The following is a 17,179-nucleotide window of genomic DNA, read 5'->3' as shown; positions in this document are numbered from 1 at the left end:
GGGCACGCCGAAGGGGCGCGGGAGCCGCGCACTGAGCCCACCACCGGCCGGTGGTGGGCTCAGTGCGCGGCTCCCGCGCCCCTTCGGCGTGCCCCGCGGCGCAGGCGCTAGCTCAGCGCCGACTGGGGGAGGACGTACGGGGTGGCGGAGCCCTCGGGCGTGGCGGTGAAGAGCCAGGACGGGACGAGGGCCTGGCCCCCGCCGGGGAGGAACTGCGGGGAGAGCCCGAAGCGGGCCTCGCTGACGTCCACCGGCACGCCCCGCGTACCCGGCGCGGTGGCGCACACCGTGGACGTGACGCCCGCGTCCGTCATCGCCCCGCCGCGGCACCCCGTGCCGCCGGGATGCATGAGCTGTCGCTTCGGCAGCTCCTCGAACGCCCGCCGGGCGCCCACGACGCTCTTCCGCTCGCCCGCCGTGAGCTGCGCCAGATGCCCGTGCGCGCTGCCGATCACACCGTCCCCGGTGACGACGACCGAGGTCTCCCAGCCGCTCGTGGGCAGCCCGCCGACCACCGGGTTCACCGTCACCGTGCGGGACGTACCGGCCGTGCGCGCGGCGTCCACCTCCGCGCCCGACAGCCCGAGAACGCCGAGGACCGGCGCGGCCACCGCCCTCGCCCGCTGCTCGCCGACGGGCTCGCCGCCGTCCGCCAGGACGACGCTGCCGGGCGCCACGGGCGTGGCGCGGTACGTGTCCGGGCCGCCGTCCTTCGCGGGCGGCGGCACCTTCGGCTGTGCGGGCGGCACGACGGTGCGCTGCCCCGGGACGCCCTGCCCGTTGCGGGCGTACGACCAGGTGCCGGGTGCGTCCCTGCTGACCAGCAGCGCCGGGCCCGTACCGTCCGGTGCGCCGACCCGCCAGAAGCCGCCGTCGTCGACGGCGGGCCCGGTCAGACCCAGCGCGGACGCGAGCCGGGTGACCGCGGCACGGTCGGGTCCGGCGGCCGCGGGGCGGTACAGGGGTGTGGGACCGGGAACGTCGTCGGGCAGCGCGCCGGTGAGCCGGTAGGAGCCGGAGTCCGCGGGGAGCGGGGCACCGCTCCGGGCCACGGTCGGTTCGAGGTGTTTCGCTGTGACCGGGTGCGCGCCGCCCTCGGGGTCCCCGACGATCCCCAGGAACGCCGTGCCCGTCACGAACGCCAGCACCGCGGCCACGGCCGCACCGATCATCAGCCGGCGCCTGCGGTCCGCCCGGTCGCTCGGCCAGTCGTCGACGCCCGCCCGCTCGTCCTCGTCCTTCATCGCGCGCACCCCTCCGCTCCGTCACCGTTCAGGTGCCGATGGGACGCGGCGGCCCGCGCGCCGGTTCCGCGCCGCGGGAAGGGGGTTCAGTCCCCGTACTCCGCCATACCCGCCACCACGTGGGCGGACGCGGGCGGGACGGTGATGCCGTGCGGGCCCGCGGTCCGCTCGACCGGGGCGGCGGGGGCGGTGGTGTGCCAGTGCGCGGCCATCCTCCGGCAGTCGCCGATCAGCTCCTCCATCGAGTCGGGCTCGGCGAGCGGGGCGGGGGCGATCGGGGACGGGGTGGCCGTGCCGTGTGACGTAGCGCTCATACCCTCGACACTGGCACGGCCGGACCGGGGGAGAAAGCCCTACTATCGGGTAGTTTCTCCGGGTCGCCGGACGCCGCGTCCGCAACCCGGGGCAAAGCGCGGATGTCCGGGCCGCGCGGCGGATTGCCGGTAGCGTGGAGGACTGCCCGGACCCACGCAACCCCCCGGTCCCATTCCCCCGTCACCAGGAGCCCGCCGCCGTGCGCATCGCCGTCACCGGATCCATCGCCACCGACCATCTGATGACCTTCCCCGGCCGCTTCTCCGACCAGCTGGTCGCCGACCAGCTGCACACCGTCTCGCTGTCCTTCCTGGTCGACTCGCTCGACGTCCGCCGCGGCGGGGTCGGCGCGAACATCTGCTACGGCATGGGCCTGCTCGGCACCCAGCCCATCCTGGTCGGCGCCGCGGGCAACGACTTCGGCGAATACCGGGCCTGGCTCCAGCGGCACGGCGTCGACACCGCGTCCGTCCGCATCTCCGAGGTGCTGCACACCGCCCGCTTCATCTGCACCACCGACGCCGACCACAACCAGATCGGCTCCTTCTACACCGGCGCCATGAGCGAGGCCCGGCTCATCGAGCTGCAGCACGTCGCCGACCGCGTCGGCGGCCTCGACCTCGTCTCCGTCGGCGCGGACGACCCCGAGGCGATGATCCGCCACACCGAGGAGTGCCGCTCCCGCGGCATCCCCTTCGCCGCGGACTTCTCCCAGCAGATCGCCCGGATGAACGGCGACGACATCCGCGTCCTCGTCGACGGCGCCGCGTACCTCTTCAACAATGAGTACGAAAAGGGCCTCATCGAGACCAAGACCGGCTGGACCGAGGAGGACATCCTCGGCCGGGTCGGCGTCCGTGTCACCACGCTCGGCGCGCGCGGTGTGCGCATCGACCGCAAGGGCGAGGAGCCGATCGTCGTCGGCTGCGCGGAAGAGCAGGCGAAGGTCGATCCCACGGGCGTCGGCGACGGCTTCCGCGCCGGCTTCCTCTCCGGCCTCGCCTGGGGCGTCGGCCTGGAGCGCGCGGCGCAGGTGGGTTGCATGCTGGCGACTCTGGTCATCGAGACGCTGGGGACGCAGGAGTACGAGTTGCGGCGCACGCACTTCATGGAGCGCTTCACCAAGGCGTACGGTGACGCCGCCGCCGAGGAAGTCCGCGCTCACCTGAGCTGAGCTTCCCCCCTGCGGGGGGCGAGCCATCAGGGGCGCGGGGAACTGCGCGCTCAGCCCCCACCGGGGCGCGGGTAGTCAACCGGCCCGAAGGGGCAGTTGCTGTCGTGTCCGGACCACCGGCCGGTGGGGGCTTGTCGCGCAGTTCCCCGCGCCCCTAAAAACGCTCACCCGGCTGCGCAGCCGTGCCCTGAAAACGCTCGCCCCACGGCGCAGCCGTGGCCTGGAGAACGCTCACCGCCCTGCGCAGCAGCACGCTCAGGTGCGGCGGCGGACGACATAGGCGGCGCCCCGCGGAGCGGGTTGCGGGCCCAGGTAGTCCTGGGAGCGCATCGCGCACCACGCCGGGATGTCGAGCGCCGCGGCCTCGTCGTCGGAGAGGACGGTGACCGTCCCCCCGACCGGGACCTGGTCGATGACCTTGGCCAGCTCGATCACCGGGATCGGGCACCGCTTGCCCAGTGCGTCCACGACGAGTTCCGCCGGGGCGGGCCCGGGGGCCGGGGCGGCGTCCGCCCCCGGTGCCCCGAGGTGGGCGCGGACCTCGGCGACCACCGACGGCAGCACGTCGAGGAAGCGCTCGACCTCCGGGCGCGGGGTGCCCGGCGGCAGCGAGACGCGGATGTTGCCCTCGGACAGCACGCCCATCGCCTTGAGGACATGGCTCGGGGTGAGCGTGCTGGAGGTGCAGGAGGAGCCGGAGGAGACGGAGAAGCCCTCGCGGTCGAGGGCGCCGAGCAGCGCCTCGCCGTCGACGTAGAGGCAGGAGAAGGTCACCAGGTGCGGCAGCCGCTCCGTGGGGTGGCCGACGACCTCGGTGTCGGGGACGAGTGCGGGCACCCGGGTGCGGACGAGGTCGACCAGCGCGGAGAGCCGCGCGGCCTCCTGCGCGGCCTGCGCGCGGACGGCCCGCAGGGACGCGGCGGCGGCGACGACCGCCGGGAGGTTCGGGAAGCCGGGGGAGCGCCCCGCCTCGCGCTCGTCGGCCGGGTGCGCGGGCGCGAACCGGGTGCCCTTGCGGACGGCGAGCAGGCCCACCCCGGGCGGCCCGCCCCACTTGTGCGCGCTGGCCGCGAGCAGGGACCAGCCGTCCTCCACCGGGCCCCAGGCCAGGGACTGGGCCGCGTCCACGAGCAGCGGCACCCCCGCGGCCCGGCACAGCTCGGCGATCTCGCCGACCGGCTGGCGCGTGCCCACCTCGTGGTTGGCGGACTGGACGCAGGCCAGCGCGGTGTCGGGGCGCAGCGCCGCGGCGAGGTCGGCGGGGGAGATCCGTCCGGTGCGGTCGACGCCGACCGCGGTGGTGTCGTACGCCTCGGCGGCGTGCAGTACGGCGGAGTGCTCGACGGCGGAGACCACGACGTGGCGCCCGGTCCTGCGCCGCCCCGCCGCCGCCCCGGCAACCGCGGAGTGCAGCGCCACCGTCCCCGAAGGAGTGAAGACCAGCTCGTCCGGGCGGCAGCCGACGGCCTCGGCGGCGGTCTCCCGGGCGGCGTCCAGCAGCAGCCGGGCCCGGCGCCCCTCCCGGTAGAGCCGCGCCGGGTCGGCCCACCCCTCGTCGAGCGCGGCGAGCAGGGCCTCACGTGCGACGGGGTGCAACGGGGCGGCGGAGGCCGTGTCGAAGTAGGGCATCCCCGCACGCTACCGCCGGGCCGGGCGCGTACCGTCGTCCGCGGTGGGGCCGCGTACCGCCGGGGCGGTGACGGCCGGGGCGGCCCGGCGGGCGGTCAGTGGGCGTCAGAAAGACGCCCTGAGCGCGGGATTCCATCCCTTCGGGGTGCACCCCGGCGCGTTGGACCCCCTCCCCGCGCGACCCCAAATAGCGTCCAGTAGGGTTTGGTCCGCATAAACATCCACACCTCAATGCCTGCAGCTCGGGCCGACCGACCAGCACACGGCCGGAACACCCGGACGAGCGGGCGAGACTCTCGGGAAGGCGCTACGTGAGTCCCAACGGCTCCGACCTCCCCCCCAGCCCCAAGGGCGTGGGAGGTTCCTCCACGTCACGGCGCGGGTTGCGGCGGAGGCTCCCGCAGGCGCTGGCTGCGGGCCTGGTCCTTGCTATGGCCACCGGTTGCTCCTACAAGGACTATCCCCGTCTCGGCATGCCGAGTCCGGCCACCGAACAGGCTCCGCGGATCCTCGCCCTGTGGCAGGGCTCCTGGGCCGCGGCGCTGGCGACCGGCGCCCTGGTCTGGGGTCTGATCCTGTGGAGCGTGATCTTCCACCGGCGCAGCCGCACCAAGGTCGAGGTCCCTCCGCAGACCCGCTACAACCTGCCGATCGAGGCGCTCTACACGATCGTCCCGATCGTCGTGATCGCGGTGCTCTTCTACTTCACCGCGCGCGACGAGAACAAGCTCCTCGCGACGTCGAAGAAGCCGGACCACGTGGTCAACGTGGTCGGCTTCCAGTGGAGCTGGGGCTTCAACTACGTGGAGAACGTCGACGGGAATCCGGCGACCGGTGCCACGGTTCCGTCCGAGCTGTCCAACATCCCGGCGAACAAGCTGCTCTTCCCGAAGGGCGCCGAGGGCGTCTACGACGTCGGCACCCCGGCGAGCGTGGACCCCGACACCGGTAACCCGGGCCCGACCCTGTGGCTGGCCGAGGGCCAGACCGTCCGCTTCGTGCTGACCTCGCGGGACGTCATCCACTCCTTCTGGATCGTGCCCTTCCTGATGAAGCAGGACGTCATCCCCGGCCACACCAACGTCTTCGAGGTGACCCCGAACAAGCTGGGCACCTTCATGGGCAAGTGCGCCGAACTGTGCGGCGTCGACCACTCGCGGATGCTGTTCAACGTGAAGGTCGTGACGCCCGAGCAGTACCAGCAGCACCTGAAGGACCTCGCCAAGGCGGGCAAGACGGGGTATCTCCCGTCCGGAATCGCCACGACGGGCAACGCGAAGAACTCGGAGCCCAAGACCACATGAGCATTCTCAACGAACCCCACGGGGCGGCTCCGGCCGACGACTCGTACGAGGACGAGATCCCGGCCCGTGTCAAGAGCCCCGGCTCCGTGGCCGTGAAGTGGCTGACCACCACCGACCACAAGACCATCGGCACCCTGTACCTGGTCACGTCGTTCGCGTTCTTCCTCATCGGCGGCGTGATGGCGCTGCTGATGCGTGCGGAGCTGGCCCGCCCCGGCAACCAGTTCATGTCGAACGAGCAGTTCAACCAGGCCTTCACGATGCACGGCACCGTGATGCTGCTGATGTTCGCGACGCCGCTGTTCGCGGGCTTCACGAACTGGATCATGCCGCTCCAGATCGGCGCCCCCGACGTCGCGTTCCCGCGGCTGAACATGTTCGCCTACTGGCTGTACCTGTTCGGCTCGCTCATCGCGGTCGGCGGCTTCCTGACCCCGCAGGGCGCGGCGGACTTCGGCTGGTTCGCCTACTCGCCGCTGTCCAGCGCGGTCAACTCGCCGGGTGTCGGCGCCGACATGTGGATCATGGGTCTGGCCTTCTCCGGCTTCGGCACCATCCTCGGCGCGGTCAACTTCATCACCACGATCATCTGCATGCGCGCACCGGGCATGACGATGTTCCGCATGCCGATCTTCGTGTGGAACGTGCTGCTGACCGCCGTCCTGGTCCTGCTCGCCTTCCCCGTGCTGGCCGCGGCGCTGCTCGCCCTGGAGGCCGACCGGAAATTCGGGGCGCATGTCTTCGATGCCGCCAACGGCGGGGCATTGCTCTGGCAACACCTCTTCTGGTTCTTCGGACACCCAGAGGTGTACATCATCGCCTTGCCGTTCTTCGGCATCATTTCCGAGGTCATCCCGGTCTTCGCGCGCAAGCCGATGTTCGGTTACATCGGCCTGGTGGCCGCGACCATCTCCATCGCGGGCCTTTCCGTGACGGTGTGGGCGCACCACATGTACGTGACCGGCGGTGTGCTGCTGCCGTTCTTCTCCTTCATGACCTTCCTGATCGCGGTACCGACCGGTGTGAAGTTCTTCAACTGGATCGGCACCATGTGGAAGGGCTCACTGAGTTTCGAGACACCGATGCTGTGGGCGATCGGCTTCCTGATCACCTTCGCCTTCGGTGGTCTGACCGGTGTCATCCTGGCCGCCCCGCCGCTGGACTTCCACGTGTCCGACTCGTACTTCGTGGTGGCGCACTTCCACTACGTGGTCTTCGGCACCGTCGTCTTCGCGATGTTCGCCGGCTTCCACTTCTGGTGGCCGAAGATGACCGGCAAGATGCTCGACGAGCGGCTCGGCAAGATCACCTTCTGGACGCTCTTCTTCGGCTTCCACGGCACCTTCCTGGTGCAGCACTGGCTCGGCGTCGAGGGCATGCCCCGCCGCTACGCCGACTACCTGGCGGCCGACGGCTTCACCACGCTGAACACGGTGTCGACGATCAGCTCGTTCCTGCTCGGTCTGTCGATACTGCCGTTCCTCTACAACGTGTGGAAGACGGCGAAGTACGGCAAGAAGGTCGAGGTCGACGACCCGTGGGGCTACGGCCGTTCGCTCGAATGGGCGACGTCCTGCCCGCCGCCGCGGCACAACTTCACCTCGCTGCCGCGTATCCGCTCCGAATCCCCGGCGTTCGACCTGCACCACCCGGAGATCGCGGCGATCGACGCTCTCGCGGGCCACACCGCGGGCGGCACGGCGATCTCCGGCACTGACAGCAAGGGGGCGGACCAGTGAAGATTCAGGCCTGGATGTTCGCCGGGTTCGCTGCCTTCATACTGGCGGCAGCCGTGGTCTACGGCCTCTGGTCGAAGGAGCCCGCCGGTACCACCGCGCTGTTCCTGGCGTTCGGTCTGTCCACGATGATCGCCTTCTACCTCGGCTTCACGGCCAACCGGGCGGACACCGGGGCCATGGACCGCGAAGAGGCGGACATCGCCGACGACGCCGGCGAGCTGGGCTTCTTCAGCCCGCACAGCTGGCAGCCGCTGATGCTGGCCACCGGTGGCGCCCTGGCCTTCATGGGCATCATTTTCGGCTGGTGGCTGCTGTTCTTCTCGATGCCGGTCATCCTCCTGGGTGTCTTCGGCTGGGTGTTCGAGTACTACCGCGGCGCCGACCGCACGCAGTGACCGCGGCCTGACCGCACCGCTGCCCCGGGCGGGCCGCGGCACCCCACCAGGTGCCGCGGCCCGCCCCTTTTGCACCCTTCCGCCGTGCGGAACCGGCGCGGCGTTCTTACGTTGAGCCCATGAGCCACAACTCACGACACCGGATAGCGCTGAGCTGCGCCCTGCTCGCGGCTCCCCTCGCGGTGGGGCTCACCGCATGCAGCGGCGACGGCAACCCGCTGGCGGCCCCGCCCCACGAGTCCGCGGCCAAGGTCGCGTACTCCATCGCGGACGGCGGCAAGGCCGACCCCAGCAAGCCGCTCAAGGTCACCGTCAAGGACGACGGCAGCCGCATCACCGACGTCACGGCCACCGACGGCGCCGGCCGCTACGTGGCGGGCAAACTCAGCGAGGACGGCCTCAGCTGGCAGTCCACGACCGCGCTGGCCGCAGGCGCCCACTACACGGTCCGGGTGAGCACCGAGGACTCCGACGGGCACCCCGGCCGCAAGACGCTGACCTTCGACACCACCCCGGCGGACGCCGGCCTGCACGTCACCTTCGGCCCCGACGCGGGCACGTACGGCGTCGGGCAGCCCATCACCGCGGCGCTGAGCGTCCCGGTCAAGTCCCCGGCGGCGCGTGCCGTCGTGGAGGCGCACCTCCAGGTGAGCAGCAGCCCCGCCGCGTCCGCGGGCTCCTGGTACTGGGTGGACGACCGCACCCTGCACTACCGTCCGAGCGCCTACTGGCCCGCGCACGCGCGGATCACGGCCAGCAGCACACTGGGCGGGGTCAAGGTCCAGGACAAGCTCTTCGGCGGCGCCGACAAGCCGCTCACCCTGCAGACCGGCGACCGCATCGAGGCGATCACGGACGCCGCGACCGACCAGATGACCTTCAAGGACGACGGCAAGGTCGTCCGCACCCTGCCCGTCACGACCGGCAAGCCCGGCTTCGACACCCGCAACGGCATCAAGGTGGTGCTCGCCAAGGAGAGCTTCGTCCAGATGAAGAGCTCCACCGTCGGCATCGCCGCGGGCAGCTCCGACTCCTACGACCTGCCCGTCTACTGGGCCACCCGGGTGACGTGGAGCGGTGAATACGTGCACGCCGCCCCCTGGTCCGAGGGCTCGCAGGGCTCCGCCAACGTCAGCCACGGCTGCACGGGCATGAGCACCGAGAACGCGCACTGGTTCTTCGACCATGTGCGCCCCGGCGACATCGTCCAGGTCGTCAACAGCCAGGGCCCCATGATGACGCCGTTCGACAACGGCTTCGGCGACTGGAACCTCGACGAGGCGAAGTGGCTCCAGGGCAGCGCCCTGGGCAAGGCCACCGCCCCGAGCGCGCAGCAGGGCTCGTCGTCCACGGGCGGTAATCCGATGTCGAACCCGGCCCGGCTGCGCCCCGAGACGGCCTGAGCGGCCGCTAGCGGGCCGCGACGGCCTTGGAGGGACCGTCCGCCCCGTGGATGCTGCGGCGCAGCAGCACGGCGAGCGTGTCGTTGAGCGCCACCGGGTCCACCGGGTGCGTCACGGCCGCGTCCGCGCGGCTCCAGGTGGCCAGCCAGGCGTCCTGCGGGCGCCCGATGAGCACCAGGACCGGCGGGCAGCGGAAGATCTCGTCCTTGATCTGGCGGCACACACCCATCCCGCCCGCCGGAGCCGTCTCCCCGTCCAGGATGCAGGCGTCGATACCGCCGTTGCCCAGTTCGGTCAGGACCGCGGGCAGCGTCGCGCACTCCACGAACTCCACCGGCGGCAGGTCCGCGGCGGGCCGGCGGCCGACGGCGAGCCGGACCTGCTCCCGGGTGTTGGCGTCGTCGCTGTAGACCAGCACCGTGGCGGTCGCCTGCATCCTGGCTCCTCGAAGCTCGTGAACGCTTTCTCAAGTGCTTGCCGATGCTACTCCCGCCGGGGCCGTCCGTGGAGGGGCCGGAGCACCCCCGGATCCGTCGGCACGTCCGGCCGTCGCCCGTCCGGGTGACCTCAACACCGCTGGACACGGTCGCGCGAAGGACCTTGACACACCGAAGGGGACCCCCGGAGTGAGCGCCAGATAAGCGACCGACATAATGACGGACGTGGCGACAGCAACAGCAGTAGAAACCGGGCACGCGCACCCGTCGGTCAACCGGCCGAACCTCACCAGCGTCGGGACCATCATCTGGCTGAGTTCCGAGCTGATGTTCTTCGCGGCCCTCTTCGCGATGTACTTCACCCTTCGGTCGGTCACGGGTGCCGACTTCTGGAAGGAACACGCGCATGCGTTGAACGTGCCGTTCTCCGCGACGAACACCACGATCCTGGTGCTCTCCTCCTTCACCTGCCAGATGGGCGTGTTCGCCGCCGAGCGCGGTGACGTGAAGAAGCTGCGCTCCTGGTTCATCGTGACGTTCATCATGGGCGCGGTGTTCATCGGCGGGCAGATCTTCGAGTACACGAACCTGGTCAAGAAGGACGGGATCTCCCTCAGCTCCGACCCGTACGGCTCGGTGTTCTACCTGACCACCGGCTTCCACGGGCTGCACGTGACGGGTGGTCTGATCGCCTTCCTGATGGTGCTGGGCCGTACGTACGCGGCCAAGCGCTTCACGCACCAGCAGGCCACCGCTGCGATCGTCGTCTCCTACTACTGGCACTTCGTCGATGTCGTCTGGATCGGCCTCTTCGCCACGATCTACCTGATCAAGTAGTCGGTCGCGTACCACAGCACGGTGCCGGACAGGCACAACCACCCGAAGCATCGAGACAAGAGATCCTGACACCGGGGTAATCCGTGAAAAAGCTCTCCGCACGACGGCGCCACCCGCTGGCGGCGCTCGTCGTCCTACTCTTCGCGCTAGCGGCCACCGGGGGGCTGTACGCCGCGCTCTCTCCGGCACCCAAGGCGCAGGCCGACGACTCTTCCCAGTCCATCGCGATCACCGAGGGACAGAAGCTGTTCTCGGTGGGCTGCGCGAGCTGCCACGGCGCGCACGGCCAGGGCAGCTCCGACGGCCCGAGCCTGGTCGGCGTCGGCTCGGCGGCGGTGGACTTCCAGGTCGGCAGTGGCCGGATGCCCGCGCAGCAGCCCGGCCCGCAGGTCCAGAAGAAGAAGAAGCAGTACAGCCAGAAGGAAATCGACCAGCTGGCCGCGTACATCGCCTCGCTCGGCCCCGGCCCGGTGGCCCCGACGGCGGACCAGTACGACCCGGCCGGCGGTGACGTCGCCAAGGGCGGCGAGCTGTTCCGCACCAACTGCGCGCAGTGCCACAACTTCGTCGGCAAGGGCGGCGCCCTCACCGATGGCAAGTACGCCCCCACGCTGAAGGGCGTCGAGCCCAAGCACATCTACGAGGCCATGCAGACCGGCCCGCAGAACATGCCGTCCTTCCCGGACACGACGATGCCGCAGCAGCAGAAGCAGGACATCATCGCGTACCTGAACGAGGTCGACACCGCACAGTCCAAGAACCCGGGCGGCTTCACGCTCGGCGGCTTCGGCCCCGTGCCCGAGGGTCTGTTCGCCTACGTCTTCGGCCTCGGCACGCTGATCGCCATCGCCGCCTGGATCGCGGCCCGGACGACTAAGGCCAAGAAGTCATGAGCGAAACCGGATCCAACGACGTGTCAGAGCCACACGAGCACCTGCCGGCCACCGGCGGCGACCACGGTGCCGAGACGGAGGTCCACCGCGACCCGTTCGGCGACCCCGGTCACCCCGAGCACGAGTACCGCCGCCAGGACATCGACGAGAAGGCGGCGAAGCACTCCGAGCGTGTCGTCGCCGGGCTGTTCACCCTCTCGATGATCGGCACCATCGCCTTCATCGCGAGCTTCGTGATCTTCCCGGTAGGCAAGTACGTCTACATCTTCCCGTTCGGCCACGTCAGCGCGCTGAACTTCTCCCTCGGCCTGACGCTCGCCGTCGCGCTGCTGGGACTCGGCGCGGGCGCGGTCCACTGGGCCCGCACCCTGATGTCGGACGAGGAGATGGCCGACGAGCGGCACTCCGCGGGTGCCGACGAAGAGCTGCGCGCCACGATGGAAGAGCAGTGGAAGCAGGGCGTGCAGGAGAGCGGCTTCGGCCGCCGCAAGCTGGTGCGCAACACCATGCTCGGCGCGCTCACGCTCGTCCCGCTGTCGGCCGTGGTGATCCTGCGCGACCTCGGTCCGCTGCCGGAGGACAAGCTCCGCCACACCGCGTGGGCCAAGGGCAAGGCGCTGATCAACCCGAACACCAACAAGCCGCTGCGCCCCGAGGACATCGCCGTCGGCTCGCTCACCTTCGCCAACCCCGAGGGTCTCAGCGAGGACGACGAGGACTACCAGGAGCAGCTCGCCAAGGCCGCCCTGATGGTCGTCCGGATCAAGCCCGAGGACATCAAGGACAAGAAGGAACTCGACTGGTCCCACGAGGGGATCGTCGCCTTCTCGAAGATCTGCACGCACGTCGGCTGCCCCGTCAGCCTCTACGAGCAGCAGACGCACCACGTGCTGTGCCCGTGCCACCAGTCGACGTTCGACCTGTCGGACGGTGCGCGCGTGCTCTTCGGTCCGGCCGGGCACCGGCTGCCGCAGCTGCGTATCAGCGTCAATGGTGAGGGTAATCTGGTCGCCATGGGCGACTTCGAGGTTCCCGTCGGTCCGGCCTTCTGGGAGCGCGGATGAGTACATCGACTGAGACCGCCTCGACGAACACTCGCCGAGGTCCGAAGCCTGCGGGCCAGAAAGTCGCGGAGTGGACGGACGCGCGACTGGGGCTCTACAAGGTCGGCAAGGCCAATCTCCGGAAGATCTTCCCCGACCACTGGTCGTTCATGCTGGGTGAGATCTGCCTCTACAGCTTCATCATCCTCATCCTCACGGGTGTGTATCTGACGCTGTTCTTCCACCCCAGCATGGCCGAGACGATCTACCACGGTCCGTACGCCCCGCTCCAGGGCCAGCGGATGTCGGAGGCCTACGCCTCCACCATGCACATCAGCTTCGAGGTGCGCGGCGGTCTGCTGATCCGTCAGATCCACCACTGGGCGGCTCTGATCTTCCTCGCGGGCATGCTCGTGCACATGATGCGCATCTTCTTCACGGGTGCGTTCCGCAAGCCGCGTGAGCTGAACTGGCTCTTCGGCTGGACGCTGCTGTTCATCGGCTGCTTCGAGGGCTTCACCGGCTACTCGCTGCCCGACGACCTGCTGTCCGGCACCGGTGTCCGATTCGTCGACGGCGCGATCCTGTCCACGCCGGTCATCGGAACGTACCTGTCGATGTTCATCTTCGGCGGCGAGTTCCCCGGCCACAACTTCGTGCCGATCTTCTACTCGGTGCACATCCTGCTGTTCCCCGGCATCATGGCGGCCCTCGTGACCGCGCACATGATCCTCGTCGTGTACCACAAGCACACGCAGTTCCCGGGTGCGGGCAAGACCGAGAAGAACGTCGTCGGCATGCCGCTGCTGCCGATCTACACGGCCAAGGCGGGCGGCTTCTTCTTCCTGGTCTTCGGTGTCATCGCGGCCCTCGCGGCCATCGCGACGGTCAACCCGATCTGGGCCATCGGCCCGTACCGGCCGGACCAAGTCTCGACGGGTGCCCAACCCGACTGGTACATGGGCTTCCCCGAAGGCCTGATCCGCGTGATGCCCGGCTGGGAGATCAACGCATGGGGTCACACGCTCGTCCTGGGTGTGTTCATCCCGTTGATAATCTTCCCGCTGGTCCTGGTGGCCATCGGCGTGTACCCGTTCATCGAGTCCTGGATCACCGGTGACAAGCGCGAGCACCACCTGCTGGACCGCCCGCGCAACCGCCCGGTGCGCACCGGACTGGGTGTCGCCTGGCTGACGCTGTACTTCACCCTGCTCATCGGTGGCGGCAACGACCTGTGGGCGACGCACTTCCACCTGTCGATCGAGACGATCACCTGGGCCGTGCGGATCGGCTTCTTCGTCCTGCCGGTGATCGCCTTCTGGGTCACCAAGCGGATCTGCCTCGGCCTCCAGCGCCGGGACCGCGAGAAGGTGCTGCACGGTCGCGAGACCGGCATCATCAAGCGGCTCCCGCACGGTGAGTTCATCGAGGTCCACGAGCCGCTCCCGCAGGAGCAGCTGCACGTGCTCACCGCGCACGAGCAGCCGCAGCCGCTGGAGATCGGTCCCGCGGTCGACGAGAACGGTGTCGAGCGCAAGACCAGCCCCGTCACCAAGCTCCGGGCCAAGCTGTCGCGCGGCTACTACGGCGAGCACAGCCAGATCCCGAAGCCGACGGTCGAGGAGTACGACGAGATCACGAGCGGCCACGGTCACCACTGACCCGTCCGCCCGCTGATCCACCCGCCGGGTGGGCCCCTTCTGGGGCCCACCCGGTTTTCGTGTCCCGATAAGGTGTGCGGCGGGGGAGGGCGAGGGCCCTCCGCAAAGCGCAGGAGCGTGGACCATGAGCGTTGTGAACCCGGCAGGCGGCGGCACCGGGACGCACCGGTCCTGGCCCGACGTGCTGACCGCGCTGATCGAGCGGCGGGACCTCGACGCCGAGGACACCGCGTGGGCCATGGACCAGATCATGACCGGCAGCGCCACCGACGTGCAGATCGCCGGCTTCGCGGTCGCGCTGCGCGCCAAGGGGGAGACGGTCGAGGAGGTCACCGGCATGGTCCGGGCGATGTACGCGCACGCCCGCACCATCGAGGTGCCCGGCCCCACCGTCGACATCGTCGGCACCGGCGGCGACCGCGCCAAGACGGTCAACATCTCCACCATGTCCGCCATAACGGTCGCCGGCACCGGTGCCAAGGTCGTCAAGCACGGCAACCGGGCCGCCTCCTCGGCGAGCGGGGCCAGCGACGTGCTGAGCCACCTCGGGGTGAACCTGGACCTGCCGCCGGACCGGGTCGTGGAGGTCGCGGAGGAGGCGGGCATCACCTTCTGCTTCGCCGTCAAGTTCCACCCCGCCCTGCGGCACGTGGGCACCGCGCGCGGCGAGCTGGGGGTCGCGACGACCTTCAACTTCCTCGGCCCGCTCACCAACCCCGCCCGGGTACGGGCCCAGGCCACCGGCGTCGCCAACGCCCGCGTCGCGCCCATCATGGCCGGGGTGCTGGCCGAGCGCGGCTCGTCCGCGCTGGTCTTCCGCGGCGACGACGGACTGGACGAACTCACGACCACCGACACCTCCCAGGTGTGGTGGGTCCGCGACGGCAAGGTCACCCAGCAGTCCTTCGACCCGCGCGACATCGGCATCGGCCTAGTGCCCGTCGAGGCGCTGCGCGGCGGCTCCCCGGCGCAGAACGCGGACGTCGCCCGGCGCGTCCTGGCCGGTGAGACCGGCCCGGTCCGCGACGCGGTGCTGCTCAACTCCGCGGCCGCGCTCGTCGCCCTGGAACCCGGCAACGGGACGCTGGAGGAGCAGCTCGCCGCCGGTGTCGAACGGGCCGCCCAGTCGCTGGACTCCGGGGCGGCCGCCGCGGTGCTCGAACGCTGGGCCGCGGCCAGCAACGCCTGACCCCGACGCCACCGCCCCGGCAAGGCGCTGTCCGTACTGCGGACGGCGCCTTGCGCGTGTGCGGGGCTGTGGCAGAATCCCTCTCAGGTCACGAGTGACAGCGCAAAGGCCCCGGCTCGCTGTCCGGCAACCCTCCGTCCGAGGCGGGGTGCCCCGGGTGATGACCAGGCTGTGAGCAGCAGGGCTCGCAGCAAGCCGGACAGGGGAGTTCTCTCATGCGCAAGCGAATGCGATAGGGCCTTTCGGCCCCGGTCCCGCCTACCCGCGGTGCCGTCCAGTGCACCGGTACCACCTCGTCCGCTGCCCATTCCACGCCGTCCGACGCCGTTCGCCCGCGCAGGCCCGCCGCCTGCCGCCGAGGCGCGCCGCCGTCCGCTGCTCTCGTGCCAGGAGACCGCCATGACCGCGACCACCGTGTCCGCCGCCGCCACCGAAGCCACCGGTTCCGCCGACCCCGCCTGTCCCGAGCCGCTGCCCGTGCTCGGCCGGGACGTCACCGTCCCGCTCGTGACCGGCACCGACGTCACCTACGCGGCCCTCGACTACGCCGCCAGCGCCCCCGCCCTCCAGCGGGTGTGGGACGACGTGGCCGCCTACGCCCCCTACTACGGCAGCGTGCACCGCGGCGCGGGCTACCTCTCCCAGCTCTCGACCGACCTCTTCGAGCAGAGCCGCGCCACGGTCGCCGAGTTCCTCGGCTGCCGCCCCGGCGACCAGGTCGTCTTCACCCGCTCCACCACCGACTCGCTCAACCTGCTGGCCGCCGCGCTGCCCACCGGGACCCGGGTCTTCGTCTTCGAGACCGAGCACCACGCGGCCCTGCTGCCGTGGCAGCGCGCGGACGGCGCCGAGGTCGTCTGCCTCGCCGCCCCGCACACCCCCGAGGAGGCCGTGGCCGCCCTCGACGTCGCCCTGCACGGCGCGCCCAAGGGCCCCAAGCTGGTGTGCGTCACCGGCGCCTCCAACGTGACCGGCGAACTGTGGCCGGTCCGCGAACTGGCCGCCGCCGCGCACCGGCACGGCGCCCGCATCGTGCTGGACGCCGCGCAGCTCGTGCCGCACCAGGCCGTGGACATCACCGCGCTCGACGTCGACTGGGTCGCCTTCTCCGGCCACAAGCTCTACGCGCCCTTCGGCTCCGGCGTCCTCGCCGGCCGCGCCGACTGGCTGCGCGAGGCCGAGCCCTACCTCGCGGGCGGCGGCGCGACCCGCACCGTCGTCCGCCGGGCCGACGGGACCGTCGAGACCGAGTGGCACACCACCGTCGCCCGGCACGAGGCCGGATCGCCCAACGTCATCGGCGCCTACGCGATCGCCTCCGCCTGCCGCGCCCTCACCGAAGCGGGCTTCGACCGGCTCGAAGCGCGCGAGCAGCACCTGCTCAAGGAACTGCGGGACGGGCTCGCCGCGATCCCCGAGGTCCGGGTGCTGTCGCTCTTCGGCGAGGACTCCGCCCGGGTCGGCGTGCTCAGCTTCGTCGTCCGCGGCTGGAACAGCTCGCACCTCGCGGCGGCGCTCTCCGCGGAGTACGGCATCGGGGTACGGGACGGGCTCTTCTGCGCCCACCCCCTCGTCCGCCGCCTCCTCGGCACCGACACGGAGGACCTGGGCGCGTGCGGGTCCCCCGACCCGGGGGCGGGGTTCAACGGCAACGCGGTGCGGGTGAGCTTTGGCGCGGGCACACCGCGGGAGGACGTCACCCGGTTCGTGGCGGCCCTCACCACCCTCGTCCGCGAGGGGGCGGCCTGGACCTACGCCACGGAGTCCGGCCGCTGCGTGCCGGTCGCCCCGGGGGCTTGATCCGGGAGAGCTGCCCTCTGCGGAGGGCGGTGCGCGTTTTTCAGGGGCGCGGGGAACGGCGCGACAAGCCCCCACCGGGGCGCGGGTAGTCAACCGGCCCGAAGGGGCAGTTCGGT

Annotated in this window: 15 protein-coding genes and 1 riboswitch; of the genes, 11 read left to right on the top strand and 4 right to left on the bottom strand. The window is 70.8% G+C overall.

Features of this window, described 5'->3' with window-relative positions:
- Nucleotides 1–107: 107 nt before the first annotated feature.
- Nucleotides 108–1,253, bottom strand: a complete 1,146-nt coding sequence (locus ACWERV_RS22510) for a hypothetical protein (protein ID WP_452935724.1) — start codon at nt 1,251–1,253, stop codon at nt 108–110.
- Nucleotides 1,254–1,330: 77 nt separating this feature from the next.
- Nucleotides 1,331–1,558 (bottom strand): hypothetical protein, encoded by a 228-nt coding sequence (locus ACWERV_RS22505; protein WP_398191059.1) that lies wholly within the window; start codon nt 1,556–1,558, stop codon nt 1,331–1,333.
- 200 nt (nt 1,559–1,758) lie between these two features.
- Here ACWERV_RS22505 and ACWERV_RS22500 point away from each other — a divergent pair, with 200 nt between their 5' ends.
- Complete coding sequence (locus ACWERV_RS22500; protein ID WP_398191061.1) at nt 1,759–2,733, top strand: carbohydrate kinase family protein; 975 nt, start codon at nt 1,759–1,761, stop codon at nt 2,731–2,733.
- Between the two features lie 255 nt (nt 2,734–2,988).
- Here ACWERV_RS22500 and ACWERV_RS22495 read toward each other — a convergent pair whose 3' ends face one another.
- Nucleotides 2,989–4,362 carry an aminotransferase class V-fold PLP-dependent enzyme gene (locus ACWERV_RS22495; RefSeq protein ID WP_452935721.1) on the bottom strand — a complete coding sequence of 458 codons (1,374 nt, stop codon included), beginning with the start codon at nt 4,360–4,362 and terminating at the stop codon, nt 2,989–2,991.
- 311 nt (nt 4,363–4,673) lie between these two features.
- Between ACWERV_RS22495 and ctaC the strand changes: the two genes are divergently transcribed.
- The 4 genes from ctaC (at nt 4,674) to ACWERV_RS22475 (ending at nt 9,203) form a co-directional block, all read left to right on the top strand.
- A complete protein-coding gene (gene ctaC / locus ACWERV_RS22490; RefSeq protein ID WP_452935718.1) occupies nt 4,674–5,666 on the top strand; it encodes an aa3-type cytochrome oxidase subunit II in 993 nt (330 codons plus the stop codon).
- Nucleotides 5,663–7,405 carry an aa3-type cytochrome oxidase subunit I gene (gene ctaD, locus ACWERV_RS22485; protein WP_398191070.1) on the top strand — a complete coding sequence of 581 codons (1,743 nt, stop codon included), beginning with the start codon at nt 5,663–5,665 and terminating at the stop codon, nt 7,403–7,405. Before ctaC ends, ctaD begins: the two co-directional genes overlap by 4 nt.
- Nucleotides 7,402–7,800, top strand: coding sequence for a cytochrome c oxidase subunit 4 (locus ACWERV_RS22480; protein ID WP_452935715.1), 399 nt, complete (start codon nt 7,402–7,404; stop codon nt 7,798–7,800). Before ctaD ends, ACWERV_RS22480 begins: the two co-directional genes overlap by 4 nt.
- A 119-nt stretch (nt 7,801–7,919) precedes the next feature.
- The gene (locus ACWERV_RS22475) at nt 7,920–9,203 is read left to right on the top strand and encodes an Ig-like domain-containing protein (RefSeq protein WP_452935712.1); all 1,284 of its coding nucleotides are present in this window, start codon (nt 7,920–7,922) and stop codon (nt 9,201–9,203) included.
- 7 nt (nt 9,204–9,210) lie between these two features.
- Here the strand turns inward: ACWERV_RS22475 and ACWERV_RS22470 are convergent, their stop codons facing one another.
- Complete coding sequence (locus ACWERV_RS22470) at nt 9,211–9,639, bottom strand: hypothetical protein (RefSeq protein WP_452935710.1); 429 nt, start codon at nt 9,637–9,639, stop codon at nt 9,211–9,213.
- Nucleotides 9,640–9,856: 217 nt separating this feature from the next.
- On the opposite strand from ACWERV_RS22470, the gene ctaE reads away from it, so the two are divergent.
- From ctaE to ACWERV_RS22440, 6 genes are all read left to right on the top strand, one after another.
- Nucleotides 9,857–10,477, top strand: a complete 621-nt coding sequence (gene ctaE / locus ACWERV_RS22465) for an aa3-type cytochrome oxidase subunit III (protein ID WP_452935707.1) — start codon at nt 9,857–9,859, stop codon at nt 10,475–10,477.
- Nucleotides 10,478–10,560: 83 nt separating this feature from the next.
- Nucleotides 10,561–11,370: a cytochrome bc1 complex diheme cytochrome c subunit gene (qcrC, locus tag ACWERV_RS22460; RefSeq protein ID WP_398191084.1), complete on the top strand. Its 810-nt coding sequence runs from the start codon at nt 10,561–10,563 to the stop codon at nt 11,368–11,370.
- On the top strand, nt 11,367–12,434 hold the full coding sequence (gene qcrA, locus ACWERV_RS22455; protein WP_398191087.1) for a cytochrome bc1 complex Rieske iron-sulfur subunit: 1,068 nt from the start codon (nt 11,367–11,369) through the stop codon (nt 12,432–12,434). Before qcrC ends, qcrA begins: the two co-directional genes overlap by 4 nt.
- Entirely contained in the window at nt 12,431–14,074 is a 1,644-nt protein-coding gene (gene qcrB, locus ACWERV_RS22450) for a cytochrome bc1 complex cytochrome b subunit (RefSeq protein ID WP_398191090.1), read from the top strand. Before qcrA ends, qcrB begins: the two co-directional genes overlap by 4 nt.
- 124 nt (nt 14,075–14,198) lie before the next feature.
- Complete coding sequence (trpD, locus tag ACWERV_RS22445; RefSeq protein ID WP_452935704.1) at nt 14,199–15,263, top strand: anthranilate phosphoribosyltransferase; 1,065 nt, start codon at nt 14,199–14,201, stop codon at nt 15,261–15,263.
- 86 nt (nt 15,264–15,349) lie between these two features.
- Nucleotides 15,350–15,466, top strand: a riboswitch (SAM riboswitch).
- Between the two features lie 196 nt (nt 15,467–15,662).
- Nucleotides 15,663–17,063, top strand: coding sequence for an aminotransferase class V-fold PLP-dependent enzyme (locus tag ACWERV_RS22440; RefSeq protein ID WP_452935702.1), 1,401 nt, complete (start codon nt 15,663–15,665; stop codon nt 17,061–17,063).
- Nucleotides 17,064–17,179: the final 116 nt, after the last annotated feature.

It is taken from the genome of Streptomyces sp. NPDC004031, from assembly GCF_053604375.1.
Note: the sequence above shows the minus strand (reverse complement) of the source record. Positions and strands in the feature narration are given on the sequence as shown.

Excerpts from the sequence above, each read along its gene's own strand:
- qcrB (WP_398191090.1), top strand. The coding sequence starts at position 12,431 with ATGAGTACATCGACTGAGACCGCCTCGACGAACACTCGCCGAGGTCCG.
- ACWERV_RS22440 (WP_452935702.1), top strand. The coding sequence starts at position 15,663 with ATGACCGCGACCACCGTGTCCGCCGCCGCCACCGAAGCCACCGGTTCC.
- ACWERV_RS22505 (WP_398191059.1), bottom strand. The coding sequence starts at position 1,558 with ATGAGCGCTACGTCACACGGCACGGCCACCCCGTCCCCGATCGCCCCC.
- ACWERV_RS22475 (WP_452935712.1), top strand. The coding sequence starts at position 7,920 with ATGAGCCACAACTCACGACACCGGATAGCGCTGAGCTGCGCCCTGCTC.
- qcrA (WP_398191087.1), top strand. The coding sequence starts at position 11,367 with ATGAGCGAAACCGGATCCAACGACGTGTCAGAGCCACACGAGCACCTG.
- ACWERV_RS22470 (WP_452935710.1), bottom strand. The coding sequence starts at position 9,639 with ATGCAGGCGACCGCCACGGTGCTGGTCTACAGCGACGACGCCAACACC.
- trpD (WP_452935704.1), top strand. The coding sequence starts at position 14,199 with ATGAGCGTTGTGAACCCGGCAGGCGGCGGCACCGGGACGCACCGGTCC.
- ACWERV_RS22495 (WP_452935721.1), bottom strand. The coding sequence starts at position 4,362 with ATGCCCTACTTCGACACGGCCTCCGCCGCCCCGTTGCACCCCGTCGCA.
- ctaE (WP_452935707.1), top strand. The coding sequence starts at position 9,857 with ATGACGGACGTGGCGACAGCAACAGCAGTAGAAACCGGGCACGCGCAC.
- ctaD (WP_398191070.1), top strand. The coding sequence starts at position 5,663 with ATGAGCATTCTCAACGAACCCCACGGGGCGGCTCCGGCCGACGACTCG.